A 25,276-nucleotide genomic window follows, 5' to 3' on the forward strand; every position below is an offset into this window, starting at 1 on the left:
CTTCCGCCCCTTCCCCTGTAGCGCGTTGACGACTATCTTGGGCGAGCCTTGCCGTTCCATCTATCCACTTTAAGCACACCAAAGCGCACCAAAAGAGTGCGCAAGGTCACCCCATGACAACGTGTAATTCGCTTCAGGTTCAAGCTTTCAACACCGCCGATGTGGCCGAGCAGGTCCGCGCCACGCCGGGCTGGGTTCAGCATTACCAACAGATGTCGCCGGGCCATTTCGCCGGGCAGATCCGCTATCTGGATTTGCAGGGTGTCGAGGTCTATGAAGAGCAGATGAACACCCGGGTCGAGCAAAATTTCAGCGCGCCATCGGGTGCTTTGGCGTTCTGTTTTGATCGCAGCGACAACGCGCTGTATCTGCTCAATGAAGAGAGCCGCAACATCTGGATCACCCCGGAGAACTATCAGGAAATTGCGGTGGTGTTCGGCCCGGAATTCGTTCGCCAGCACGGTCTGGATGTGGCCAGACTCGAAGGCCTGTTCATGACGCCGCTCAATGGCGGGCAGAACGCGTTGTTCAGTCGCTGGTTAAGCTCAACTCTCACGAAGTTGACGCAACCCATTGATCTAATTGAAAAAGAGATGCTTACTCAGCAGTTGCTTGAGGACTGTCTGTTCATTCTTGATAACGCTCGGGTGCATCTGGATCGCAGCGAATTGCAGCGCCGCACCGAAGAGCGAATGATCATGAAGCGCGTCGCCGAATGGGCGGCGGATTCACCCGAAGAAACGCTGAATCTGCTGGAGCTTTCGCAAGTGGCGGGCGTTCCGTTGCGGCAGTTGCAGCAAGCCTTCAAGCACTTCACCGGGATGACGCCGAGCCATTGGTTGCGCTTGCGCCGTTTGAACAGTGCGCACCGCGAGTTGCTCAAGCGCAGGCCGACGGAAACCACGGTGGCCGAGGTCGCGATGCAGTGGTCGTTTTGGCACTTGGGGCGGTTTTCCAGTAGCTATCGAGCGCTGTTCAAAGAGTTGCCCAGCGAGACGCTCAAGCGTTCGCGAATGGCCTGACCATCAAAAAAGACCTTTGTCTAAAACGTGAAGTTAATTAGAATCAGTCTCATTTGAATCTAACTTCGCGCAGGGTCTCTTGAGATGATTGAAGCAGCAGCGCCCTCGGAGCAGAACCTGCACGACCTGTACCGGGATCACCGGGGCTGGCTGGAAACCTGGTTGCGTCGGCGCATGGGCAACGCCTGGGATGCGGCTGATCTGAGTCAGGATACCTTCCTGCGCGTGCTGTCCAGTGCGCAACCCCTGATCGATATTCAGGAACCGCGAGCCTATCTGCTGACCGTGGGCAAACGCCTGCTGAGCAACTTCTACACCCGCCGCCAACTCGAAAAAGCCTATCTGCAAGCACTGGCGCAATTGCCGGAGGAGAGCGTGCCTTCGCCAGAGCAGCGCTGGCTGCTGCTGGAAACCCTGCAAGCGCTGGATGAATTGCTCGATGGTTTGCCGCGAGCAGTGCGCCGGGCATTTTTGTGGAGTCAGCTCGAAGGGCTTGGCTATCGCGAGATTGCCGAGCGCTTGAAGGTTTCTGAACGCACGGTCAAACGCTACATGGCGCAGGCCTACGAGCATTGCTTGCTGGTGGATTTCTGATGCGCGTTGCCCCCAGCGACGAAACGCGTGAAGTGGCCCGCGCTGCTGCGCAATGGTTGGCGTTGCTGGAGTCGGGCGAGGCCACGGATGATGATCACACGCGCCTGCAACACTGGCGCAGCAGCGATCACCGCCATGAAAATGCCTGGCAGAAGATTCAGCTGTTGCGCCAACGTTTTTCCAGCCTGCCTTCGGCATTGGCCATGGCCACCCTGGATCGCCCGGATCCGGAACGTCGTGCAGCGCTGAAACGCGCGCTCGGTCTGGCGGCGCTGGTGCCGGCGGCGTGGCTGATTAGTCGGCAATTGCCGCTGGACGTGTGGCGGGCCGATCTGCACACCGGCATTGGTGAGCACAGTCAATTACAGTTGGCGGATGGCAGTTCGTTGCAGTTGAACACGGACAGCGCGGTCAATATCGATCTGGTTGCCCGTCAATTGACGCTGGTGCGCGGAGAGATGGCGCTCAAGGTCCCCGGCAACTCAGCCTTGCTGATCAACGCACCTTACGGGCGGATCAGCGTCAGTCGCAGCGAAGTCTGCCTGCGCCTCAGCGAACGTGAATGCCGCGTTTCGGTGGTCAGTGGCGCGGTGCAGTTGCAGCCGCTGCACGGGCCGGCGCTGATGTTGAATCATGGTCAGCAGGTCAGTCTGCAAGCGTCCGGCGCCGGGCCTGTCGCGGCGTTCGACGCCTTGATGCCGGGCTGGCGTGAAGGTGTGTTGATGGCGCAGAACCAGCCGCTGGGCGATTTCCTGCGCGAGTTGAGCCGTTATCGATCCGGGCTATTGCGCTGGGACCCGGCGCTGGAATCTTTGCGCATCACCGGCAGTTTCCGTCTCGACAACACTGATCAAGTCCTTTCACTACTGGCCGCGAGTCTGCCAATCGACGTCCATACGCGCACCCGTTTCTGGGTTTCTCTCGTCCCGCGAAAAAACATTAGCTAAAGGCTGTCCCTTTTTTTCGCCTCGCTGGTCATTTCAGGCAAGTGAACAAAATCGAGAGCTTTTTCCAATGCCCGCAGTATTCCCAAGTCGTTTGCGTCCGTTGTTGCAATTGAGTCTGCTGCTGAGCCTGAGTGCCAGCCCCCTGTTGATGTCGACCAGTTGGGCCGATGGCGCAGAGCGCCGCAGCTATCAGGTACCGGCCGGTAACCTGAGCGCGGCGTTGACGCGTTTTGCCGGTTTGTCCGGGGTCAATCTGTCGGTGGACCCGGCGCTGGTCAGTGGGCGGAACAGTGCAGGGCTGTCGGGAGAATACGGGGTGGAGGAGGGCTTCACCCGGTTGTTGCTGGGCAGTGGTTTGCAATTGCAGCCAGTGGGCGGCAATGCCTACATCCTGGTTCCGGCGGCGGACGGCAGCAGTCTGGAACTGGCGCCGACCTCGATTCTCGGCGCCACCGGTTCGTCGGATGCCGACGTGTTTGCCGGTGGCCAGGTCGCACGACGCGGCTCGCAAGGGCTGTTGGGGTCCAGGGACTTCATGGAAACCCCGTTCAGCATGACCACTTACACCAGCGAAGCGGTCAAGAACCAGCAGGCCCGAACCTTGGGAGATCTGATCGCCAGTGATCCTTCGGTGCGCGCGACCAATCCGGCAGGCGGACGTTACGAGCAATTCACCATCCGCGGCTTCAGTCTGTTCAACAGTGACGTTGCCTATAACGGCCTCTACGGCGTCTTGCCCACTTACACGATTGACATGGAAATGGCTGATCGCGTCGACATCATCAAAGGCCCGAGCCAACTGATCAACGGCATCTCACCTCGGGGCAGCGTGGGCGGCGGGATCAACGTCGTGCCCAAGCACGCTACCGACAAGCCCATCACTTCGTTGACGACCAGTTATGCCTCCAACAATCAGCTTGGTGGTGCAGTGGACGTCGGTCGCCGTTTCGGCGAAGACAATCAATTCGGCCTGCGCTTCAACGGTGTCAAACAGTCTGGCGACACTGAATGGGATCACCAGAGTGTCGATCGCGATATGGCCGTGCTGGGGCTGGACTTTCGCGGCGATCGTCTGCGCCTGTCGACCGACATCGGTCATACCGAGCGCGATACTGACGCCCCGCAAGAACGCGTTCAGGTGGCGGCCAACGCCAAGGTTCCAAATGCCAACGACGTGCGCGACAACTACGCGCAGCCCTGGAGCCAGGCGCGAACCAAGGACACCTTTGGCACGGTCAACGGTGAGTTCGATGTCAGCGATTCGGTGATGGTGTACGGCGGTGTCGGCGCGCGTAAAAGCAACCATGATTTCCTGCGCCATGCCGTTTCCGTCACCAACGATGCTGGCGATTTCAGCGTGCTGCCTCGGGACTTCACCCGCGACGAGAACGTTCGTACGGCCACGGCAGGCGTGCGCAACTGGTTCCATACCGGCCCGGTCAGCCATGAAGTCAACCTCGCGGCCAGCTACTTCTACATGGACTTCGAAAACGGCGGCGCCCGCTATGCGGCAGGACGCAGCAACCTTTACGACCCGGTGACCACTGCCAAGCCCGGCACACCGACGCGTCAAGATGCCAAGGTCTATACCGAAAACCGCTTCAGCGGCGTGGCGTTGTCCGACACGCTGGGCTTCTTTGATGATCGCCTGTTGCTGACCCTCGGCGCGCGCTGGCAGCGGGTCAAGGTCGACGACTGGAGCGATAACGTGAAGGGCGACACCGCTTACGACGAGGAAAAGATTTCGCCGTCGGGCGGCATTCTGTTCAAGGCAACCGACAAATTGTCGCTGTACGCCAATTACATGGAAGGCCTGAGTCAGGGCAAGATCGCGCCTTCGACCTCGGTGAACGAGGATGAAATCTTCCCGCCGTTCATCAGTCGTCAGGTCGAGGTCGGCGCCAAATACGACGCCGGCGCGTACGCACTGACCGCTGCAGTGTTCCGGATCAAACAGCCAGCCTACGAAACCAACGCCACGACGCGAGTGTTCGGTCCGAACGGTAAACGGCAGAACAATGGGGTGGAGTTGAGCATGTTCGGTGAGCCGCTGAAAGGTTTCCGGCTGCTCGGCGGTGTGATGTATATCGACAGTGAGTTGACCCACACCACCAACGGCACTTTCGATGGCAACCGCGCGCCGGCAACGCCGAAATACAACGTCAATCTGGGTGCCGAATGGGACGTGCCGACGGTGCAAGGGCTGACGCTGACCGGGCGCGGTATCTATTCCAGTTCGCAGTATCTTGACCAGTCGAACGAGAAGGAGATCGACTCCTGGGAGCGCTTCGACGTAGGCACGCGCTACGCGTTCAAGGTCGATGACAAAAACATTACCTTGCGTGCCAACATCGAGAACGTGATGGATAAACGCTATTGGAGTTCGGCGGGCGCTTCGGACGACAGCGAGCCGGGGCTGACGCTGTCGACGCCGCGAACTTATCTGTTGTCAGCCACTGTGGATTTTTGATCCTGGTCGCGCAGACCGGTCAAGGTGCAAGTGCGTGTTGGTCGCTTGGGCTTTTCTGTTGCGCAGATGCACCAGTTGCAATAAAGCCGCGATAACGGATACCGCGCCTGCACTGATGACCAATGTCCAGCCCGGCATTTGCAGCAGCAAAATGAAGCCACCTGCTGCGGCGCCCATGGCGCTACCGAGATAGAGCGCTGATTCGTTCAATGCCACGGCAAGATTGCCATCGCCCTGGTGATCACGAGCAGCGATCAGCTCGCTGTTTTGCGGCACCTGCAATGCCCAGCCTACAGCGCCCCACACGGCAATCGGGATCATCGCCAGCCAAGGTGTGATGGCTGCGGCGGCCGGCAGCGCGAACAACGAAACGCTGAGGATGAGCAGAATCAGAAACGTCAGCGTCGGCCCTTTGATGCGATCCACCAACGGCCCGACGAGGAAACTGCCCGCGACACCGCCCAGGCCCCAGACCCAGAGATATGGAGTGATGTTGGCGACACCGCCATAGGCCGGGTCAGCCATCAGCGGAACCATGAATGTATACATGCCAAGACTGGCGACAGCTGCCAACAGCGAAACCAGCAGGATGGTCATCACGTTGCGATCGCCCAGAAGGGCGAGCTTGCGGCTGATGGGCATCGCCGGCCCGGCAGGGATGGCGGGCAACTTGACCAGCAACCCCAACCAGGAAATCAGCCCCAGAAATGCCACCAGCCACAGTGCCATTTGCCCGCCGAACTGTTCCGCGAGCAACAGACTTACAGGAACCCCAAGCACCGTGCCGCTGGCCATGCCGCCCATGATCACCGCAATCGCCTTGCCCCGCAGTTCGGGCGCGCAAACGGCCGCGGACGCCGCGATGCCGTTAGCCAGATAGACCCCGGCACCGACGCCTGCGACAGCTCGACACACCAGCAGCGCGACAAAGTCTTCGACCAAGGCACTCGCCACGTTGGCCACGACGAACAACGCCAGTGCGACCAGCAGGCCGAAGCGTTGCCGTTGCGCCGGCAGCATGGCTACGAACAGTGGCGAGCCGATGCCATAGGCCAGAGTGAATGCAGTTACCAGTTGTGCTGCAACGGCCACTTGCACATTAAACGCTTGCTCGATCATCGGGATCAGGCCCGCGGTGACATAGGACGCCATCCCCAAGGCAAAGGCGCCAATGGCGATGAGGTATACGGGTGCCGGTATTGTTTTGGACATGAGTTACTCCTTGTGCAAAGCAGGGGCGTGACTCCGCAGCCCCAGGTTTTGATCAGATCACCAGATTGACGTCGTACTCGGTGAGCCAGGCGTTGAGTCCCACGGCCAACTCCATGCCCATGCGATCGTACATGGGCGAGTTGTCGCCCAGTTGACGGGCGAGGGTGGTAGTGACTTGCTGGCTGTCGAGCAATGCCCGTACCGGCGCATTCGGATCCGCCATGATTGCAGCAAGGTCGGCCCGCAATACCGCTTCATAGGCAGGATCTTGAGTTGACGGGTACGGGCTCTTCACGCGATCGGAAATCGAAGCGGGGAGCAGGTCGCGTGTTGCGGCGCGCAAGATGCTTTTCTCTCGGCCATCAAACGCCTTGATCTCCCAAGGGATGTTGAACGCGTATTCGACCTTGCTACTCCTTGGCATGAAATCCCGCGATAATCCTTGGCGGGTGTACAGTGACCAGATGTTTCCGGGTCGAGTGAATTCTTTAACATCCTAATAGTTAGTACAATGGCTACTGTTTATAGTGTTACTAGGAGTAACTGGATAATGGAAAGGAATCTGGAAAGAACTCGTCAAGACCTTGCTGAGTTTTTACGCAGCCGACGAGAGCGCATTTCACTGGCAGAAGCGGGGTTGCCACCTACGGGAAGACGCCGAACTCCGGGGCTGCGTCGCGAGGAAGTAGCCGCGTTGGCGGGTGTTGGATTGTCATGGTACACATGGCTTGAACAGGGGCGTGATATTGGCGTCTCACCTGCATTTCTGGACAATTTGTGTCGGGTTCTCAAACTTGATGCTGTTGAGCGCCGGCACCTTTATCTACTTTCCCACCAGCGTCCACCAGCCGAGCAGGGCAAAACATGGTGCGTCGTTCCGCAGATCGTCCACCGTTTGATGGCAGATCTCCCTCTGCGGCCTGCTTATGTTTTGAACTTGCGCTGGGATGTTCTGGCCTGGAATCCCGCGGCTGACAAGATCTTCAGGTTTTCAGAAAAAGCGCCCGAGCAGCGCAACATGTTATCGATGTTGTTTACCGACGAACACATGAAGTCTCTTTTCCGACCGTGGGACGACCAAGCGATCCAGATGCTGTCCAGCTTTCGTCGGGATTACGTTCACGCGTCGAATGAAAGTGACGTTGCTTCACTGGTACGTGACCTTGAAAGCGCCAGTCCGGAGTTCAAGGAGTGGTGGTCTAGGCAAGACATCCATGGACTCTGCCAAGGCATACGACATCTGGCGATTGAGTCATTCGGCAATGTCACGTTAGAGCACACGACGTTAACCATCGACGTGGAAAGGCACTTGCGCCTGGTGTACTTCGCGCCTGTGGAACATAAAATGGCATTGTTTGAATTTGAGAAATGGCTGGGGCAGGGTGTGACTGGAGCTAAATGTGATCAATTTGTGATTTCTTAGTTTTTGATATCGCAGTATGGCGTTTATATATAACTACACTAAATGGTCGTTTAGTTGAGTTGATTGCTGATTCCACTTAAAGCTCGTTACCTTGCCATGACGGTAGAACATCTGCAAGATGTAGATGTCTTTCGTAAAAACGCCGGGTTAGGGCGCTTTGATGTGCTTTAACCTTATCTAGCAGATGCCAAAAATTGTTAGCGACGGCTGACTGAGCACTCGAGTGATAGTAAGGATAAGAGTAAACATTCCAAGCTAATGCTTTGAAATCTCAGGCATGCAGGGTAAATCGGGGCTAACACGCAGGTTCAGTTCATCGAGCCAGATCCTGGCGAGCTTCCGAAGGTATTGGGTAGTCGGAGAACTCCATCGCATTCAAACGGAACGAGTGCATCACCAAACCACCAGCGTCTTCAAACAAATCGATGGGCGTTGTGTTTTCCAATCGTCGATGTGAAATGTGTGCACAAACTCCTCGCTGAACGCTTCAGATTTCACACAGCGACGCTTTTACGGGTGGATTTCTGACGTGAGTAATGTCGTAAACGAACAAGCGCTTTCTAAAAAGACGCCTTAATTCAAACGAATAGGCGATTTCGCATGCGGTGTGCAATCACGCATTCGGAGGCAATGTCTTTGGATTCGTTGCGCATGACGTAAAATTAGGCAGTACAACGACGGCAGAGGCTGCGGCGCTACACAGCGAAGAAGATTCTTCCAACCGCTATTGGTGCCAGATCCTCATATTTTACTGAGAAATCGTGAGGTGCCAGATGAAATGCAAACACTAAGGTCTTGACTTGGCACCATTCTCATCTTTTGCCGTTCTTTCTCACATTTCAGTAATCTCGACAAGTAGTCGGGCCAATCCGGTAATACTTTGTTACGTGTAATGTATATTATGTTAAATCACGTATTACGTTACGTACCCACTGCTGTCGCATTTGCCTCCAGTACTCAGAGCTGAACTGGACGTTCGCTGGCACCGCTTGATGCAACTGCGCGAAAACAGACATGGACGACCGCTCTAACCTCATTTCAGCATTTCCATTAGCGCATCGCATGATGCAGGTAGCGAGCAACCAGGAAAGGAACCGCCGACCGACACCAGTCATGAAAGCCCCGATGACAAATCGAAGTGATCCATAGGGGATGGTGCACTTCCCTGCCCTCAATCAGGTTCATTTCGAAACCCCTTCATAAGCACAATCCTCTATTTGGTTGCGCGGCCTCGGCTTCGAGCATCGGCCCCAACACGCTGACCTTGCTCCGGCCCTTGGCAAACACTTCGCGGTGCGGCAAAGCAAATTTCGGGTTCTCTGAATGAGTCGCACGCTCAGCTCTTTCGATATGGAGTCAGTCCGGGCACAATGCGCATCCTTTTTTGGCTGGCCTTGCCGGAGGCCTCGAAATGATCAAAACACCGTACTACCTCATCGACAAACAGAAACTGCTGATCAACATGCAGAAGATTGCCTATGTGCGCGAACAGTCCGGGGCAAAGGCCCTGCTGGCGCTCAAGTGCTTCGCGACCTGGTCGGTGTTTGACTTGATGCAGCAATACATGGACGGCACCACCTCGTCGTCGCTGTACGAGCTCAAACTCGGCCGGCAGAAGTTCGAAGGCGAAACCCACGCCTACAGCGTGGCTTGGGCCGACGATGAGATCGAGGAGATGCTCGACAATTGCGACAAGATCATCTTCAACTCCATCAGCCAGCTGCAACGCTTTGCCAAGCGCGCTGAAGGCAAAGTCCGCGGCCTGCGAGTCAACCCGCAAGTAAGCAGTTCCGATTATCTGCTTGCCGACCCGGCGCGTCCGTTCAGCCGTCTCGGCGAATGGGACCCGGTGAAGATCGAAGGCGTTATCGATCAGATATCCGGATTCATGTTCCACAATAACTGTGAGAACGGCGACTTCGGTCTGTTCGACCAAATGCTCTGCACCATCGAAGAACGCTTCGGTGAGTTGCTGCATAAGGTCAACTGGGTCAGCCTGGGCGGCGGTATTCACTTCACGGGTGAAGGCTATGCGCTGGATGCGTTCTGTGCGCGGTTGAAAGAGTTTTCGCAAAAGTACGGCGTGCAGGTCTACCTGGAGCCCGGTGAAGCGGCGATCACCAACAGTGCCTCACTGGAAGTGACGGTGCTCGACACCCTCTACAACGGCAAGCACCTGGCCGTGGTCGACAGCTCCATTGAAGCGCATTTGCTTGACCTGCTGATTTATCGCCTCAATGCCAAGCTGGCACCCAGCGAGGGTGATCACACCTACATGGTGTGCGGCAAGTCGTGCCTGGCCGGGGACATCTTCGGCGAGTACCAATTTGACCGTCCGCTGGCCATCGGTGATCGACTGTCATTCATCGATACCGCGGGTTACACCATGGTCAAGAAAAACTGGTTCAACGGCCTGAAAATGCCATCCATCGTGGTGAAGCAACTCGACGGAACGGTCGAAGTGGTGCGCCAATTTGGTTATGAAGACTACCTGTCCAGCCTTTCTTAACGGACAGATAAAGGAGAGTAAAAGCAATTGAAAAAGAACGTTCTTATCATTGGTGCAGGAGGTGTCGCTAAGGTGGTGGCCCACAAGTGCGCACAGCATAACGATGAACTCGGTCGTATCGCTATCGCGTCGCGCAACATCTCCAAATGCCAGGCCATCATCGACAGCGTCAAGGCCAAGGGTAGCCTTAAACAACCCGCCGACATCAAAGCCTTCTCGCTGAATGCGCTGGATGTCGAGGCAACCAAGTCGCTGATCCGCGAAACCGGATCACAGATCGTCATCAATGTCGGTTCCGCGTTCCTCAACATGTCGGTACTGCGTGCCTGTATCGATACCGGTGTAGCCTATCTGGACACTGCCATTCACGAGGAGCCGGGCAAAATCTGCGAGACGCCGCCCTGGTACGGCAACTACGAGTGGAATCACCTCGAAGAGTGTAAAGAGAAGAACATCACTGCCATTCTCGGTGTGGGTTTCGACCCAGGCGTGGTCAACGCCTATGCTGCACTTGCGCAGCAACAGTATTTCGACCGAATTGAATCGATCGATATTCTCGACGTCAATGCCGGTTCCCATGGCAAGTATTTCGCCACCAATTTCGATCCGGAAATCAATTTCCGTGAGTTCACCGGACAGGTGTGGAGCTGGCAGAACAGCCAGTGGACCAGTAACACCATGTTCGAAGTCAAGCGCACCGACGACCTGCCAGTCGTAGGGTCGCAGAACCTGTACCTGACCGGTCACGATGAAGTGCACTCGCTGTCGAAGAATCTGGACGTGCCCAACGTGCGCTTCTGGATGAGCTTCGGCGAGCACTACATCAACGTGTTCACCGTACTCAAGAACCTTGGCCTGCTGTCCGAGAAACCGGTCAAGACCGCCGAAGGCCTGGAGGTTGTGCCGCTGAAAGTGGTCAAGGCCGTGCTGCCTGATCCGAGTTCGCTGGCGCCCGGCTACACCGGCAAGACCTGCATCGGTGATCTGGTCAAAGGCACCAAGGATGGCCAGCCGCGCGAAGTGTTCATCTACAACGTAGCCGACCACGAAGAAGCCTTTGCCGAAACCGACAGCCAGGGCATTTCCTATACCGCCGGCGTACCACCTGTCGCTGCTGCCCTGCTGGTCGCCCGCGGCGAGTGGGATGTGCAGCGTATGGCCAACGTCGAGGAGCTGCCGGCTGAGCCGTTCCTCAAGGCACTGGATGTAATGGGTCTGCCGACCCGCATCAAGGACGAGAATGGAGATCGTCCCTGGAACGGCGACGCCTAAGGCTCGCAACATTCAGGGGTGCTTCACTGCCTGTTCCGAAAACGCCGCTCATTGAGCGGCGTTTTCGTATGTACAAAAAATCAGCACGCAACTTCTGGACATTGTTGCGCTGGCTTCTTGTTCCTGACCGGTGCCCCGACCTGTCGCCTCAACACTGTGTGAACTCAAGCCTTGGCGATTTCCGGCATTAACAGCCATTCGGCGCTGTCGTTCCAGACATCCATGTGGGTGATCTTGCCGTTGCGCACTTCGAAGCGATCCAGATAGCGATTACCGGAAAAACTGCGCCCATCGGACCATTCGCCATACAAGGTACCGTTGGAATACACCACGGTGTGATCGCCGCGATCCATCCAGTCGAAATTGCCCAAGGCTTTTTTTACCCAGGCATAACGGGAACCGTTGAACGCCGTGATGGCCTGTGGATCAGGCATGACCCGGCCGCCGGTGAAAGTGATCTTCACATCGGCACTCATGAAGGTCGCGGCCCTGACGGGATCGGGCGCCATGGAGGCCTCGAGAAAGCTGCTGACAATCTGCACGTCTGTATTTTCCTGCGGCATCGTCGAATCTCCTGACTGACTATTGATAAGCACTGGATCGACGCCTCTGCTTAGTGCAGGGCGCGTTAATTTGGCGCGTTTGGATTTCAAGTTATTTGCGCCCTCTCCCCCGCTTTATTGGGGCGGCTGACTGGCATCCTACTTGCTAGCAATAATTATGCAAATGCTAGCAATCAGGAGAATGATCAATGGCCTTCCCGCTTTTAAACCTGCAGCGTCTTGTGTTTCCCGTGGCTGCGGCAGTCACGCTCAATGTGGTTTTGTCTGGTGGTGCCCAAGCGGCCGAACCTCCGATCAAGGTTGGTCTTGTCGCTGCTCTGTCGGGGCAGTCGGCGAAATCCGGCGAGGCGCTGACTCGCGGCCTGACCATCGCCATCGATGAGGTAAACGCCAAGGGTGGCGTGCTCGGCCGGCCACTCGAGCTGGTGCGCCGCGACGACGAAAGTAATCCGTCCAAAGGCATGCTGGCGGCACGCGAGTTGGTTCAGCGCGAGAAAGTCACCGTGCTCTTCGGTGGGCTGGACACCCCGGTTTCCCTGGCCATCGTGCCTCTGGCCAATCAGCTGAAAGTGCCGTTCATGGGCATCTGGGCCGCCGGCACGAAAATCACCGAGAACGGTGCCGCGGATAACTATGTGTTCCGCGTCTCGGCCGTCGATGAACTGGTGGATGAAGCGCTGGTGAAATACGGCGCCGAGAAAGGGATGAAGAAGCCGGGGATGATCCTCATCAATAACCCGTGGGGTGAATCCAATGAAGCGGGTTTCAAGCGCGCCCTGGAGAAGCGCGGGCTGGCCAATGCCGGCGTCGAGCGGATCCAGGACAGCGACCTCGATGTGGTGCCACAGCTCACACGCCTCAAAAACGCCGGGGCCGACACCCTGCTGATGGTCGGCAACGTCGGCCCGTCAGCGCAAGTGGTCAAGTCTCTGGATCGTATGGGTTGGGACGTGCCGGTGGTGTCGCACTGGGGGCCGGCCGGTGGCCGCTTCGGTGAATTGGCCGGCCCGAACGCTTCGCGGGTGCATTTCATCCAGACCTACGTGTTCACAGAACACAACAGCGCCAAGGGCGACGCAGTATTCGCCGCTCTGAAAAAAACCTATCCGCAGATCAAAGGCCTGGCCGACGTCACGCCCGCCGTGGGTATTGCCAATGCTTACGACGCGCTGCACTTGAGTGCTCTGGCCATTGAAAAGGCAGGCAATACCGATGGTCCTGCCGTGCGCAACGGCTTCTATGCGATCGAGGGTTATGAGGGCCTGATCAAGCGCTACCAGCAGCCTTTTACAGCCAAAAAACATGACGCGCTGGGGCCGGACGACTATCTGTTCACTCATTTCGTCGACGACCAGATCGTTCCACTCAAGCCCTGAGGAGTTCGCCATGTTCACCGCTGCCATCGTCACCGGCCTTGGGCTAGGTAGTATGTACGCCCTGCTGGCGCTGGGTTTTCACCTGACCTATGTGGTTTCACGCACCGTCAACTTCGCTCAAGGCAGTGCCATGATGGTCGGCGCCGTGCTGGGCTACACCTTTTGCATTACCTGGGGATGGTCGATGTGGCTGGCGCTGCCGGCCACGCTGATCCTCAGTGCGCTCTATGGCCTGGTGATCGAGCGCTGGCTGGTGCGGCCGTTTCACAGTCGTGGCTCGCAGGCATGGCTGATGGCAACGGTGGCCGGCGGCATTCTGGTAGATAACCTGGCGTTGTTTACCTTCGGCAAGGAGCCTCGGCAATTCACCAGCAGTCTGCTCAACGTCAATGTTGAACTGGCAGGCGCCAGTGTTGGCGCACTGCAACTGTTGATCCCGGTGGCCGGCGCAACCATCGCGCTCGCGCTATTTCTGGTGCGGCGCTACACCCGGCTGGGCAAGGTGCTGGAAGCCTGCGTGCAAAATCCACGTGCGGCGATGCTGATGGGCATCAACGTCAATCGGGTGGTTGCCATCGCGTTTGCCATCTCAACCGTCTTCGCGGCCCTGGCGGGTCTGCTGATTGCGCCCCTGTTCAGCGTCAATGCCGAGATGGGTCTGCTGTTCGGCCTCAAGGCGTTCGCCGTGGCGATCCTTGGCGGAATTACCAGCGCCGGCGGGGTGTTTGCCGCCGGGTTGTTGTTCGGTCTCTCGGAGGCGCTGATCACCCTGTATTTCGGCTCGGCCTTCACGCAGATATTGACCTTCGCCCTGGTGATTCTGGCGTTGGCGATCCGTCCAAACGGCCTGTTCGGCAGTCAGGCACTGGTGAAAGTATGAATGACTTCAAAACTCTGCTCGGCCCGGTGTTCATCGCGTTGTTGGCACTGCTCTGCGTTGTCCTGGCGTTCACGCTAGACAGCTATTCCCTGTTGGTCTTCACCCTCTGCGCGCTGGCGGCAGTGGTCGGTGTAGGGCTCAATATATTGATTGGCCTCAGTGGCCAGATCTCCTTCGGCCATATCGCGTTTTATGCCATTGGCGCCTATGTGTCGGCGCTGCTGACCATCGCGGGCTGGCCGCTGTGGCTGGCGATGCCGGTGACAGCTGTCGTCACTGGCCTGATCGGTGCGTTGCTGGCGATTCCTGCATTGCGCGTCAGCGGCCCGTATCTGGCGATGATCACCATCGCGTTTGCCTTCATCGTCCATCACGGCCTGATCGAATGGCGTGACGTTACCGGTGGTTCCAACGGGTTGATGGGCATCCCGTTGCCTGAGTTCGCCGGTCTCGACCCGGCCATCCTGTTGGCACTGATTGCCGCAGCCTTGATGATCGGCGCCCTCGCCTTTTATCAGCGTCTGCGCCACAGCGGCTTTGGCAAAGCCATGCGCGCCGTCAAGGCATCGGAGATCGCCGCCCGCTCGCTGGGGTTCAATCCGGTTCTGAGCAAGACCTTGGCCTTCGCCTTGTCGGCGGCGCTGACCGGTCTGGCGGGTGCTGTGCTGGCGCCACTGTTGATGTTTATCAACCCCGAATCCTTTCCGTTTTCGCAGTCGATCCTGTTCGTACTGGCCGTCATTGTCGGTGGCAGCGGGACATTGTTCGGCCCGTTACTGGGTGCGCTGCTGATTGTGCTAGTGCCGGAGTTGCTCTCGGATTTCGCCGAATATCGTCTGTTGATTTTCTCTGCCCTGCTCCTGGTAGTGCTGTGGATCGCACCCAACGGCCTATTGGGCGCTCTCGCTCGGCGCTGGATCAAACCCACGCACCTGGTGCCACCCAACACGATCAATCAAGCGAGGCTGGCCGCGCATCTGCAAAGTCGTGGGCGCTCGAGCGGTTTACGCGTCACCGACATCGGCATTCGCTTCGGCGGCGTCCAGGCCGCGCAGCACGTAAGTCTGCACGCCCCCGCCGCCAGCATCACCAGCATTATCGGGCCCAACGGTGCAGGCAAAACCACGGTGCTGAACATGATCAGCGGCTTCTACGCGCCTGACAGTGGCCAGATCGAACTGCAAGCGGCCCTGGCCGGCTTGCCCGCCTGGAAAACGGCTCGCGCCGGGATTGCCCGCACTTACCAGACCACTCAGTTATTCGGCGATATGTCGGTACTCGACAATCTGCTGGTGGCCATGCAGAAAGGCCGCCTCGGATCACCGTTCAGGCTGTGCAGTGCCGAGCAACGCGACCTCGCCCTGGATCTGCTGGCATTGGTCGGCTATCGCGGCGCGGTCAACATCGCAGCCGAGGATTTGCCCCACGTGGACCGTCGTCTGGTGGAGATTGCCCGGGCATTGGCGACCGCCCCCGCGGTGCTGCTGCTCGACGAACCCGCCGCTGGCCTGAGCCGACGCGACACCGATGAACTGGCGGTACTGCTGCGCAAACTCGCGGATTTCGGCTTGACGATCATTCTGGTCGAGCACGACATGGCGTTGGTGATGTCGGTGTCGGAACGCCTGCTGGTGCTGGACGCGGGCAAGCCGATCGCCTTCGGTACACCGGCCGAAATTCGTCAGAACAAACAAGTCATAGCCGCCTATCTGGGTGGGACCGACTATCAGGCGACGCCACGTGAACAGACTTGGAATGGCAGTCGCGACGCGCGGTTATACGTCAAGGATCTGGTGATCGATTACGGCGCTGCGCCGGTGGTCAACAAGGTCAACCTCGTGGTCAATCCCGGTGAGATGGTGGCGATCCTGGGTGCCAACGGCGCGGGTAAATCGAGCATCCTGCAGTGCCTGGCCGGGCTGCATCGGGCCGCCAGCGGCAGCATCCTGCTGGACGACGAAAACATCGAGATGGCCAGCGCCAGTGGCATCGCCGGCAAGGGCTTGGCACTGGTTCCGGAAGGTCGCCAGGTATTCCCCTACCTGACAGTGCGCGACAACCTGTTGCTGGGTGGCTATTCGCGACGCGAAGCGTTCGATGCCGGTGCCGAAATCGAGGCGATCCTGCGGCGCTTCCCGCGCTTGCGCGACCGCATCGACAGCCCGGCGGGCCTGCTGTCCGGTGGCGAACAGCAAATGGTTGCCGTGGGTCGCGGCTTGATGGCCAAACCCAAAATACTGCTGCTCGACGAACCGTCGCTGGGCCTCTCCCCGGCGATGATCGGCGAGCTGTACGACGCCTTGGCAGCCTTGCGTGACGATGGTGTGACCTTGTTGTTGGTGGACCAAATGGCCAACCTTGCCTTGCAAGTCGCCGATCGGGCGTACGTGCTGGAAACCGGCTGCATCGTCAAGTCCGGCAGCGCCGCGCAGTTGCGCGGCGACAATGAACTCGCTGCCGCGTATCTGGGTGAAGGAGTCAGCGCATGAGTGCCCTGAAAATCATTAATGCGCGCATCGGCGAAAAGACCTCTGCGAGCGCGGTGTTGTATATCGAGAATGGCTATTTCGTCCCGGCCTTCAACCCAGCCACAACCGCATGGGAAACCCTCGACCTGCAAGGTCACCTGATACTGCCAGGGCTGATCGAGACCCATATCCATCTGGACAAGGCGTGCATCATGCAGCGCTGCCATTTGCAGCAAGGCACGCTGGCCGAGGCGATTGTCCAGACACGGGCGGCTAAAGCCGAATTCACCGAGCAAGACATCTATCTGCGCGGTGCACAGGTGCTGGACAAGGCAATCCTGCAGGGCACCACCTTCATGCGCACCCACGTCGAACTTGACCCGCAAATAGGGCTCATCGGCTTCAATGCGATCCGACGCCTGCAGACCGATTACGCCTGGGCGATCACGCTGCAAATCTGTGTATTTCCTCAAGAAGGGCTACTCAACAACCCCGGCACCGAAGCCCTGCTCTGCCAGGCGCTGGAGAGCGACGCCACGGTGCTTGGCGGCTGCCCCTACATGGACACTGATCCTCTCGGGCAGATTCAGCGCCTGTTCGAACTGGCCGTGGCTTACGATTGTGATCTGGACTTGCACCTGGATTTCGATCTGAATCCTGAAGGCATGACCGTGATGGAAGTGGCTCGCTGTACACAACTGCATAATTGGGGCGGTCGAGTGACCATCGGCCATGTCACCAAACTGTCGACGTTGCCTCGTGAACATCTGATGGAGTTGGGCCGGCAGTTGGCGGACGTTGGCGTGCAGGTCACTTGCCTGCCCAGTACCGATCTGTTCCTGATGGGGCGCGATGCCTTTCATAACAAACCACGCGGTCTTGCACCCTTGGCTCAGCTGCACGCCTGCGGGGTGACCTGCTCGGTCTCGACCAACAACATCGGCAACCCGTTCACGCCCTATGGCGACGCCTCGCTGATTCGCCAGGCCAACCTGTTCGCCAACGTCAGTCAGATGGGCACTGTGCCGGAGTTGCTGCAATGCCTGGGATGGGTGTCCAGCGAATCGGCGCGCCTGCTACGCCTGACGGATTACGGCCTGCTACCCGGTTGCCGTGCAGATTTCATCGTCTTCGACGCGCCTTCACCGTCTGCAGTGATCGCTGAGATCAGCGCGCCGTTAATGGGCTACAAGGCTGGACGTCCAACGTTCAGCAGGCCAGCAGGGGTAATACTCAAGCCCTAGCGTGGCTTGCGGCAATATTTCAGTCGCTCAACGCCTGCTTGAGGTTGAACTCTTCAGGCGCTGATTCTTCCAGAGCCAGTTGCCCTTCCAGCTCGTCCAGGTGTTCGATCATGACGTTGACTGCCTTGGCGTTATCGCCCGCTTCCAGCGCCGTAATGATTTCCTGGTGTTCATCGGACGCACAAGACGGCACGTCGTTACGCTGATACAACGCGACGATCAACGAACTGCGAACCATCAGGTTGGCGAGGATATCGCTGAGCACGGTATTGCCGCTGAGCTCGCCCAGCATCAAGTGAAACTCACTCAGCTCCCTGACGATGGCGCGGCGGTCGGTGTCGTTGGTGGCCTTGCGTTCGTTGTCCATGTGGCTGGCCACGCGCTGGCGCTGTTTACGCATGACCGCCGGGGTGATCGCTTCGACAATGGCCCGCTCGATGGCCCGCCGCGCGCTGAAGATATCCCTGGCCTCGCGTGCGGTTGGCTGGGCGACCATGGCGCCGCGGTTGGCTTCGATGGTCACGACTTTTTGCATGGCCAGGCGCTGCAATGCGACTTGCACATGATTGCGGTTGGCTTGCAGCGTTTCGACAATCTGCGCTTCGATCAATCGCGTGCCAGGTGGCAGGCGATGCTGGGCGATGGCCTTGTACAACGCGTCGACGATGCGCTGGACCTCAAGCTGTTTGGCGGTGACTGTGGTCAAGCCCATCCTTTCCTCTTTTTCCAAAAGGCCTCATGCCGTCACGCAAAACTGCTGGCGGCAAGCAATGGGCGGCATTATCCGCCAGCCGCCCCGGCGGCGGCAAACCTTGTGACGGGCAGCTCAGCTCGATTGACCCAGGCTGACGCCCTCCCCCCGGGGATCGTGCATGGCGCTGCGTTGATCATCGACGTCAATCGCGATTATCCCGGCGTGGCCGGTCATGGCGCTAAGTGCCGGAATCACTTCCACTTCGTGGCCCAGTGCGGCAAGGCCGGTGATCGTCGACTCGTGCATATCGAATTCCAGCTTGAGGTTATCGGTGCTGTCGAAAAAGCTGCGGCCGAGCAGAAAGCGTGGGGTCTGCAGGGCAAGGTCAATGGGTTGCTGATAGTCGATCAACTGCGTCGCCAGGACCATTTGCGTCTGTGGCTGGCCATCGCCGCCTTGCGTACCGAAAAACCAGCGACGGCCGTCGTCCGCCAAGTAGCAGGAAGGGTTCAGTGTATGTGCCGGCCGCTTGCCCGGCGCCCAGCCGTTGACATGGCCCGCATTGCCATTGAACCCGGCGGCACGGTTCTGCCACAACACGCCGGTATCGCGCATTACGCAGCCGGAGCCGAAATCATGAAACAGGCTCTGGATCAGGCATGCAGTACGCCCTTGCTCATCGGTTGCGGCCATCCAGACCGTGTCGGCGGGACGACCAGGTTCGTTCCAGGGTGCCGCACGCTGATCATCAATGGCATCCGCATAGGCTTGAATCTTTGCCGCCTGCAGGCTCAAGGTGAAATCCCGGTCAGACGTCAGCGGATCGCACAATTGCGCATTGCGGCGCAGCAGACTTTGTTTGATCGCTTCAACCAGGTAGTGATAGTAGAGCGCACTGCCATTGCCAACGTCGGCCAACGGCTTGTGCTGCAGTGCGGCCATGGCTTGCAAGGTGTAGAGGCCCTGACAAGGCGGCGCGACGTTGTACAGCGTGCCCTGACGATAGCGCACGGAAATCGGCGCAGCTTCAAGGGCTCGGGTCTGAGCCAGGTCGGCGGCCGTCAAGCCGCAACCCAAGCGGTCAAATGCTGCGCCGAAGGCTTGCGCGAGCTCGCCGTGATAGAAGTCTTCAACACCGTGCCGCCCAAGATGGCGCAGGGTATTGGCCAGTTCTGGCTGACGCAGAATGTCGCCTTCGTGCAACCAGCGGCCCTCGGTCTTGCACAGGTGATGGAGATCCGGCAGTTGCTCGATCAGCGGCTGACGCAGGGTCTGCCAGAACAATTGCGATTGTGAGACGGGCGTGCCCTGCCCGGCCATGAATGCCGCGTCCTCCAGCAGATCGGCCCAACCCAGTTTCGAGCCCCATTCATGGCGACTGATAGTGGCCGCTGTCTGCCAACTGGCCAGAGCTCCCGCTGTCGTGGCGACCGACGCGGGGCCGCGCAGGCTGATCTTGCAGGCCTCTGGCAAGCGCTGCCCGGCCTGCCCGATCCCTACAATGGTGCGTACCCGACGATCATGGATCATCCACAGCGCATCGCCGCCCAGCCCGGTCATGTGCGGAAAAACCGCTGCAAGCATGGCGCTGGCCGACAACATCGCGTCGATCGCGGTGCCTCCCGCTTCGAGAACGCGCATGCCGGCAGCACTCGCTTCAGCATGAGGTGTACAGATAACCGCCCGGCGCGACGTGGCAATCATGATTAAAGGCCCTCCCTATTTTTGCTAGCTATAACGCAACTTATCGTTAGCAACGCAATAAATATGCCGTTTCAGCCAGCCACCTCTAAACGTCAGATCGGAAAGGTTGGTATAGACTTCCGTGAAAGTCACAGGGACTCTGAAAATGATCGATGCACAATTGCTGAAACTGATGATCGAGACATCCAACGATGGCATCGTCGTGGCAGAGCAGGAAGGCGATGAGAACGTTCTTATTTACGCCAACCAAGCCTTCCAGCGCCTGACGGGCTACAGCACTGAGGACACCTTGTATCAGGATTGCCGGTTCCTGCAGGGCGATGACCGTGACCAACCAGGCATTGTGGCTATCCGCGAGGCATTAAAGAATTTTCAGCCTTGCCGGCAAATCATTCGAAACTATCGCCAAGACGGCAGTGCTTTCTGGAATGAGCTGTCGATTACCCCAGTGTTCAACGACGCGGATCAACTCACCTATTACATCGGCATCCAGAAAGACGTTACTGTCCAGGTCGAGGCTAGCGAGCGTGTCCGCCAGTTGGAGGCTGAAGTCGAGAATCTGAAAGCCCAGTTGGCTGAATTACAACGAAACACTTCATCGATTTAAAGAGCCATAGAAAACGGCAAAAACAATTCCGTTCATCTACGGCCAAAAGTCACTTTGTAACCGATAGCCGCGGCAGCCGCCCACCTGAAGGCAGCCAGGCTTGAGACTCATGAAGGTATGTAGGTCTGAACCGAGATGGCCATCTAAGCCTGCTCCATGGAGATCGCAGTCGATCTGCCCATCAAATACGCCTTGCGAGACAGTTGACTAATCAGCAGCCAAGAGTTTTTTAACTTCGGCGATGATCAAGTCGATGTCGAATGGTTTTGCCAATACGGCATCAAACAAATCCGATCTCTGCATACCGATATGTGCTTGAGCACCGCTCATCAAGATGATCGGCAATTGACTAGCTGAAGGGAGAGCTCGAACGGCTGTGGCGAATTCCAGGCCGTCCATGACCGGCATCATGAAGTCGGTAATGATCAAGGCAGGTCGTTCTCTATCCAGTACCTCCAGCCCTTTTCGACCATTGCTGGCCGTCACCACCATGAACCCCTCATCCTCTAGCGCAAAGCTGAGAATGTCAGCGATCAAATACTCGTCGTCGACGACCAGGATGGTGGACATGTTAATTCAACCCACTCAAAAGCTTAAGAAATTGAACCGTGCGATGAATCAGCGGGAACTGATGGTTCACGTCTTGAAGCCTTTTCCAGGAAAACATCTTGATCACGGATCACGACCACAAACCGCGAAGGATCGTAGGAGCTGTCTCGTATTTTAAGAATGGAAAGCGTCCTGCTAAGTTCAGAATGATTCTCAGAGAACCGCATGAGCATCAGATTGTCGACGATACTGGACAGGTCAGAGTTCGGTGCGCTGACCTCGGAGCCAAAAAGATCGCGCATTTCCCAAGAGGCAAATACTGTAACGCCCCTGGATCGCAGCTCGTTCATCAGTGCACTGAAGAAGTCTGTAATCCGCGCCGGATTTGTCGAGACTCGCGTCATACCGCTCAAGCTATCAATAAACAGGCGCTTGATGCCCTTTTCTTCAACGAGATTCAGTAGCCGTGCGCCCAACCCATCCAGAAGGCCCTCTGTGGTGGGTTGCCAAGCAATGGTCAATGCGCCGCTGTCTTCCATGCTTTTTATATCGATGCCCAATGATTGGCCCTTGAGTCGCAACCGTTGTGGGCTCTCGTAGAAGCCAAAATGCAGGCCCGGCGCGTCCACGGTCGACTCGGCCAGGAATTTGAGGCCCAGCGTCGTTTTACCAATCCCGGAGGGTCCTATGACCAGAGACACACTGGAACTGTGCAGGCCTCCGCCCAATATAGGGTCCAGTGATTCAATGCCACTGGCGATACGCGTCATGTCGGCGCTGTCGGGAGAGGACGGATGGCTGTAGAGACTTTCGAGCCGTGGATAAACAACCAAGCCATTGTCGGTAATTTCACACTCGTGAAGACCGGTCATTGCTCCGCTGCCGCGAGTTTTACGCAATTGAATTCGACGCACCGAGCGAGTGCCATACAACTCTTCGCCCATCTCAATCACACCATCAACCATCGTGTGCTCAGGACTGCCATCGTCAAGGCGAGAACTGGTTAGAAACAGCACCGTGCAACCAGCGAACGCGGCGTGCCCTTGCAACTCAGAGATGAATTTCTTGGTGTCGATATGGGAATCAGCTTTTGAACGCGCATTTAGCAAGCCGTCCACCACCATAACGGTGGCTTTCTGACGGCTTATCTCACGCCGAAGCAGCTTCACTACTTCATCCAAACCTTCGTTTTCCAAAGTATCGAATGCGCTGACAAACTGGATCTCAGCCCCGACTTTGGAAGAGTCGAAGAAGCTCAGAGTCGAAAGAAATTGAAAAAGGCGATCGTGTGACTCGGCCAGCAGCGTTGCGACTAGAACCCGCCCACCCTTTTGCGCGTGATGGAACCCAAGCTGGTTGGCCAAGATCGTTTTTCCAGACCCTGGGCGCCCTTGGATTATGTATGAAGAGCCCGCGACCAGCCCGCCCTTGAGCAGAGCGTCGAGCCCTTCGATTCCACTTTCGAGGCGTTTTAGCTTTTCCACAATGCGACCCTGATCTGAAAAACAGGCTGTTTAAGCCGAGTGGGGGAATGCTAACGCCATTTTCGCTCTGGGCCAATGCAGTAATCGGTGGCATGCGTTTACTTACCACATGCTGGACGCCTGACTCGGGTTGATTGCTTGGAGCAACTTGAATCATCGGTAGGCGCTGCGAATGTATCGTCGATTTGGCTAAAGAGATGGAGTTACGCGGCGCCACGCTCTGCACTGGAGTTGAAGGGGTTTGGACATACCGGACAGCTACATTCAGAGCCCACGCTTAACTCTCCAAGGAGCGACACCTCTTCATTCGGTACATTTCACTATCCGAATGGGTGAGCAGTGTGTCGGCATCATTTCCGTGTTCGGGATAATAGGCAACGCCAATACTGCACAATGGCATCTTGAGTGTGCCGAACTCAGGGCCCAGTGGCTCAGCCATGACGGTGTGAATCTGCTCTAACTTTTTGGAAATCGTGTCCCTCGACTGGACGTCTGTAAGCAGCACCGTAAATTCATCGCCGCCAATGCGAGCCACGGTGTCTGTCTCACGCACACAGCTTTTTAGACGTTGGGCAACAATGCGCAGAACACTATCTCCGGCTGCGTGACCATGGACATCATTGATACTCTTGAAGTCATTTATATCCAAAAAAAGCAGAGCCAGCTCATTACCGTGGTGCTGCGCAGTCTGCAGTGCAGATATCAGTCGATCACTAAAGAGCGACCGATTGGTTAATTTCGTCAGCGGATCGTGATGAGCGAGGAAGCGTAACTCCTCCTCGGCTTTAGCTAAAGCTGTAACGTTTCTAGCGACCCCAATCCTGGCACCAACCTCCTCCGACCAGAATGCAGCCCACAGGATGTACACGACTGCCCCATCCTTGCGGATGTAACGGTTCCGGAAATCGAAATGAGGTTGACCATTCATGACCCGGGAAATCGAAGCTCGCGTCGCATCCAGATCTTCAGGATGCATATAGCTTGTGATAGTGGTGCCAATCAGCTCATCAGGGAGGTAGCCCAACAGGGCCTTACAGGCATCACTCACAAAAACAATGTGGTCGCTTTCATCAACCACAAAAACAGTATCCAGCATCAGGTGGATCAGTTTGGGGTAGAGCGCTTGAAGATCGATGGCCATAAGTCATGTGGGTCTGAGTCGTTGAGCGCGATCATATCCCGATTTATAGGGTGGAATGCGAGGAATCTTGGTGGAAGTGGGATCCGGGATTTAACAGCGGTATTTTCACTACGAATTCGCTTCCCTTACCTTCCCCCGCACTTGTACCGGACACTGTTCCACTATGGGCTTCAACCAACTCTCGCACCACCGTCAGACCAATGCCTAAACCTGCGCCATTGAAACCCACTGCATGATCATCCTGGACAAACGGCTCAAAGATAAAAGGCAGCGCTTTGGCTGAGATACCAATGCCGGAATCACGAATGCGAATTTCCAGCAGATTGTCTTCAACGGAAACGGCAAGTGTGACAGTGCCGCCGGTCGGCGTGTACTTGGCTGCGTTACCCAGCAAATTATCAATAATCTGCGTCAGCCTTACAGGATCGCCGTTCACCGCTAAACGAGATTCCAAGCGTTCTGAGCTGAAACTCAAGCCGTGAGCGAGCATGACCGGGGTATAGATTGCTATTGCGTCACTAATGATGTCAGCCATGTTAGTAACCTGGAAGTTCAGGCGAAATTTACCGGTGGAAGCACGAGCAATGTCGAGCAAATCTTCCACCAGTCGGGACATCCGCTGTACCTGGCCTTCAATCAATAGCTGCATGCGTGGCAACTCTTCGCGAGGAATTCGCACCAGCCGGCCAGCAATCATGCTGATAGGCGTCAGTGGATTTCGCAGCTCGTGGGCCACTATAGAAAGAATATTGCGCTGCTGCTCCAGTGCCTGTTCAGCTGCAATTTGTAAGTCTTGGGCGCTAAGCGCTGCGATAACCAATCGCTCGTTGGCTTCGCGCATTTCCAAGTACAGATGCTGTTCTGCCTGAGCGTTTTTCTGATCTTCAACATCCGACTGCGCCGATAAAATCGCCAGCACCAACTGCTGATTGGCCTCAATGAGTTGCTCGACTTGCAAGGTATCAACAAGCTGGCTGTTAGCTTCGCTAAGTTCCTTGTGCAGCGCCGCGAGTGCCGCACGAGCCGCGACCGTTTTCCGGCCCAGTAGGAACAGCTCGCGTGCAGCAGTGGCTAAAGCCTGTTCATTCTTGCCGCTGGCCTCACTCATCATTCTTCG

The 25,276-nt window shown here is 57.2% G+C and carries 20 protein-coding genes and 2 pseudogenes; 13 read left to right on the plus strand and 9 right to left on the minus strand.

The features are described 5' to 3' along the window. Positions 1-113: 113 nt before the first annotated feature. The 4 genes from ICA16_RS04155 to ICA16_RS04170 all read left to right on the plus strand — a co-directional run bounded on the left by ICA16_RS04155 (position 114) and on the right by ICA16_RS04170 (position 5,033). Positions 114-1,022: a helix-turn-helix domain-containing protein gene (locus tag ICA16_RS04155; protein ID WP_210700002.1), complete on the plus strand. Its 909-nt coding sequence runs from the start codon at positions 114-116 to the stop codon at positions 1,020-1,022. A gap of 84 nt (positions 1,023-1,106) precedes the next feature. Further along, complete coding sequence (locus ICA16_RS04160) at positions 1,107-1,616, plus strand: sigma-70 family RNA polymerase sigma factor (protein WP_210552752.1); 510 nt, start codon at positions 1,107-1,109, stop codon at positions 1,614-1,616. Beyond that, a complete protein-coding gene (locus tag ICA16_RS04165) occupies positions 1,616-2,563 on the plus strand; it encodes a FecR domain-containing protein (RefSeq protein ID WP_210700003.1) in 948 nt (315 codons plus the stop codon). Before ICA16_RS04160 ends, ICA16_RS04165 begins: the two co-directional genes overlap by 1 nt. 67 nt (positions 2,564-2,630) lie before the next feature. Further along, positions 2,631-5,033 carry a TonB-dependent receptor gene (locus ICA16_RS04170; protein WP_210700004.1) on the plus strand — a complete coding sequence of 801 codons (2,403 nt, stop codon included), beginning with the start codon at positions 2,631-2,633 and terminating at the stop codon, positions 5,031-5,033. Here the strand turns inward: ICA16_RS04170 and ICA16_RS04175 are convergent. Both ICA16_RS04175 and ICA16_RS04180 read right to left on the minus strand, forming a co-directional pair. Beyond that, a complete protein-coding gene (locus ICA16_RS04175; protein ID WP_210700005.1) occupies positions 5,013-6,245 on the minus strand; it encodes an MFS transporter in 1,233 nt (410 codons plus the stop codon). The two genes, ICA16_RS04170 and ICA16_RS04175, sit on opposite strands and share 21 nt — an antisense overlap. A 52-nt stretch (positions 6,246-6,297) precedes the next feature. Beyond that, positions 6,298-6,651 (minus strand): annotated as a pseudogene (locus ICA16_RS04180) (asparagine synthase-related protein); the annotation flags it as partial. Positions 6,652-6,795: 144 nt separating this feature from the next. Between ICA16_RS04180 and ICA16_RS04185 the strand changes: the two are divergent. The 3 genes from ICA16_RS04185 to ICA16_RS04195 all read left to right on the plus strand — a co-directional run bounded on the left by ICA16_RS04185 (position 6,796) and on the right by ICA16_RS04195 (position 11,449). Continuing rightward, positions 6,796-7,668, plus strand: a complete 873-nt coding sequence (locus ICA16_RS04185; RefSeq protein ID WP_210552747.1) for a helix-turn-helix transcriptional regulator — start codon at positions 6,796-6,798, stop codon at positions 7,666-7,668. A gap of 1,411 nt (positions 7,669-9,079) precedes the next feature. Further along, the gene (locus ICA16_RS04190; RefSeq protein ID WP_210700006.1) at positions 9,080-10,177 is read left to right on the plus strand and encodes a carboxynorspermidine decarboxylase; all 1,098 of its coding nucleotides are present in this window, start codon (positions 9,080-9,082) and stop codon (positions 10,175-10,177) included. 27 nt (positions 10,178-10,204) lie between these two features. Further along, positions 10,205-11,449: a saccharopine dehydrogenase family protein gene (locus ICA16_RS04195; RefSeq protein WP_150603534.1), complete on the plus strand. Its 1,245-nt coding sequence runs from the start codon at positions 10,205-10,207 to the stop codon at positions 11,447-11,449. Between the two features lie 164 nt (positions 11,450-11,613). Here the strand turns inward: ICA16_RS04195 and ICA16_RS04200 are convergent, their stop codons facing one another. Beyond that, positions 11,614-12,012 carry a nuclear transport factor 2 family protein gene (locus tag ICA16_RS04200; protein WP_150603533.1) on the minus strand — a complete coding sequence of 133 codons (399 nt, stop codon included), beginning with the start codon at positions 12,010-12,012 and terminating at the stop codon, positions 11,614-11,616. 188 nt (positions 12,013-12,200) lie between these two features. Between ICA16_RS04200 and ICA16_RS04205 the strand changes: the two genes are divergently transcribed. The 4 genes from ICA16_RS04205 to ICA16_RS04220 are packed head-to-tail and all read left to right on the plus strand — an operon-like array spanning position 12,201 to position 17,980. After that, positions 12,201-13,388 (plus strand): ABC transporter substrate-binding protein, encoded by a 1,188-nt coding sequence (locus ICA16_RS04205; RefSeq protein WP_210700007.1) that lies wholly within the window; start codon positions 12,201-12,203, stop codon positions 13,386-13,388. A 10-nt stretch (positions 13,389-13,398) separates the two neighbouring features. Next, a complete protein-coding gene (locus ICA16_RS04210) occupies positions 13,399-14,268 on the plus strand; it encodes a branched-chain amino acid ABC transporter permease (RefSeq protein ID WP_210700008.1) in 870 nt (289 codons plus the stop codon). After that, the gene (locus ICA16_RS04215; RefSeq protein ID WP_210700009.1) at positions 14,265-16,757 is read left to right on the plus strand and encodes a branched-chain amino acid ABC transporter ATP-binding protein/permease; all 2,493 of its coding nucleotides are present in this window, start codon (positions 14,265-14,267) and stop codon (positions 16,755-16,757) included. The genes ICA16_RS04210 and ICA16_RS04215 overlap by 4 nt, the downstream gene beginning before the upstream one ends. Beyond that, complete coding sequence (locus ICA16_RS04220; protein WP_210700010.1) at positions 16,754-17,980, plus strand: amidohydrolase family protein; 1,227 nt, start codon at positions 16,754-16,756, stop codon at positions 17,978-17,980. Before ICA16_RS04215 ends, ICA16_RS04220 begins: the two co-directional genes overlap by 4 nt. Positions 17,981-17,999: 19 nt before the next feature. On the opposite strand, the gene ICA16_RS04225 is transcribed toward ICA16_RS04220, so the two are convergent. Both ICA16_RS04225 and ICA16_RS04230 read right to left on the minus strand, forming a co-directional pair. After that, on the minus strand, positions 18,000-18,692 hold the full coding sequence (locus ICA16_RS04225) for a GntR family transcriptional regulator (protein WP_150603528.1): 693 nt from the start codon (positions 18,690-18,692) through the stop codon (positions 18,000-18,002). 114 nt (positions 18,693-18,806) lie between these two features. Then, complete coding sequence (locus ICA16_RS04230) at positions 18,807-20,378, minus strand: gamma-glutamyltransferase family protein (RefSeq protein WP_210700011.1); 1,572 nt, start codon at positions 20,376-20,378, stop codon at positions 18,807-18,809. 145 nt (positions 20,379-20,523) lie between these two features. On the opposite strand from ICA16_RS04230, the gene ICA16_RS04235 reads away from it, so the two are divergent. Continuing rightward, the gene (locus ICA16_RS04235; protein ID WP_210700012.1) at positions 20,524-20,985 is read left to right on the plus strand and encodes a PAS domain-containing protein; all 462 of its coding nucleotides are present in this window, start codon (positions 20,524-20,526) and stop codon (positions 20,983-20,985) included. A gap of 207 nt (positions 20,986-21,192) precedes the next feature. Here ICA16_RS04235 and ICA16_RS04240 read toward each other — a convergent pair whose 3' ends face one another. Further along, positions 21,193-21,555: a response regulator gene (locus ICA16_RS04240; protein WP_150603525.1), complete on the minus strand. Its 363-nt coding sequence runs from the start codon at positions 21,553-21,555 to the stop codon at positions 21,193-21,195. Positions 21,556-21,578: 23 nt separating this feature from the next. Continuing rightward, positions 21,579-23,021 carry an ATPase domain-containing protein gene (locus tag ICA16_RS04245; protein WP_210700174.1) on the minus strand — a complete coding sequence of 481 codons (1,443 nt, stop codon included), beginning with the start codon at positions 23,019-23,021 and terminating at the stop codon, positions 21,579-21,581. Between the two features lie 173 nt (positions 23,022-23,194). Between ICA16_RS04245 and ICA16_RS04250 the strand changes: the two are divergent. Next, positions 23,195-23,285 (plus strand): annotated as a pseudogene (locus ICA16_RS04250) (DUF190 domain-containing protein); the annotation flags it as partial. Positions 23,286-23,295: 10 nt separating this feature from the next. Here the strand turns inward: ICA16_RS04250 and ICA16_RS04255 are convergent. Both ICA16_RS04255 and ICA16_RS04260 read right to left on the minus strand, forming a co-directional pair. Then, a complete protein-coding gene (locus tag ICA16_RS04255; RefSeq protein WP_150615603.1) occupies positions 23,296-24,159 on the minus strand; it encodes a sensor domain-containing diguanylate cyclase in 864 nt (287 codons plus the stop codon). Positions 24,160-24,202: 43 nt separating this feature from the next. Further along, complete coding sequence (locus ICA16_RS04260; protein WP_210554796.1) at positions 24,203-25,267, minus strand: sensor histidine kinase; 1,065 nt, start codon at positions 25,265-25,267, stop codon at positions 24,203-24,205. Between the last annotated feature and the right edge of the window lie 9 nt (positions 25,268-25,276).

The organism is Pseudomonas anatoliensis, assembly GCF_017976235.1.
Classification (GTDB): Bacteria; Pseudomonadota; Gammaproteobacteria; order Pseudomonadales; family Pseudomonadaceae; genus Aquipseudomonas; species Aquipseudomonas anatoliensis.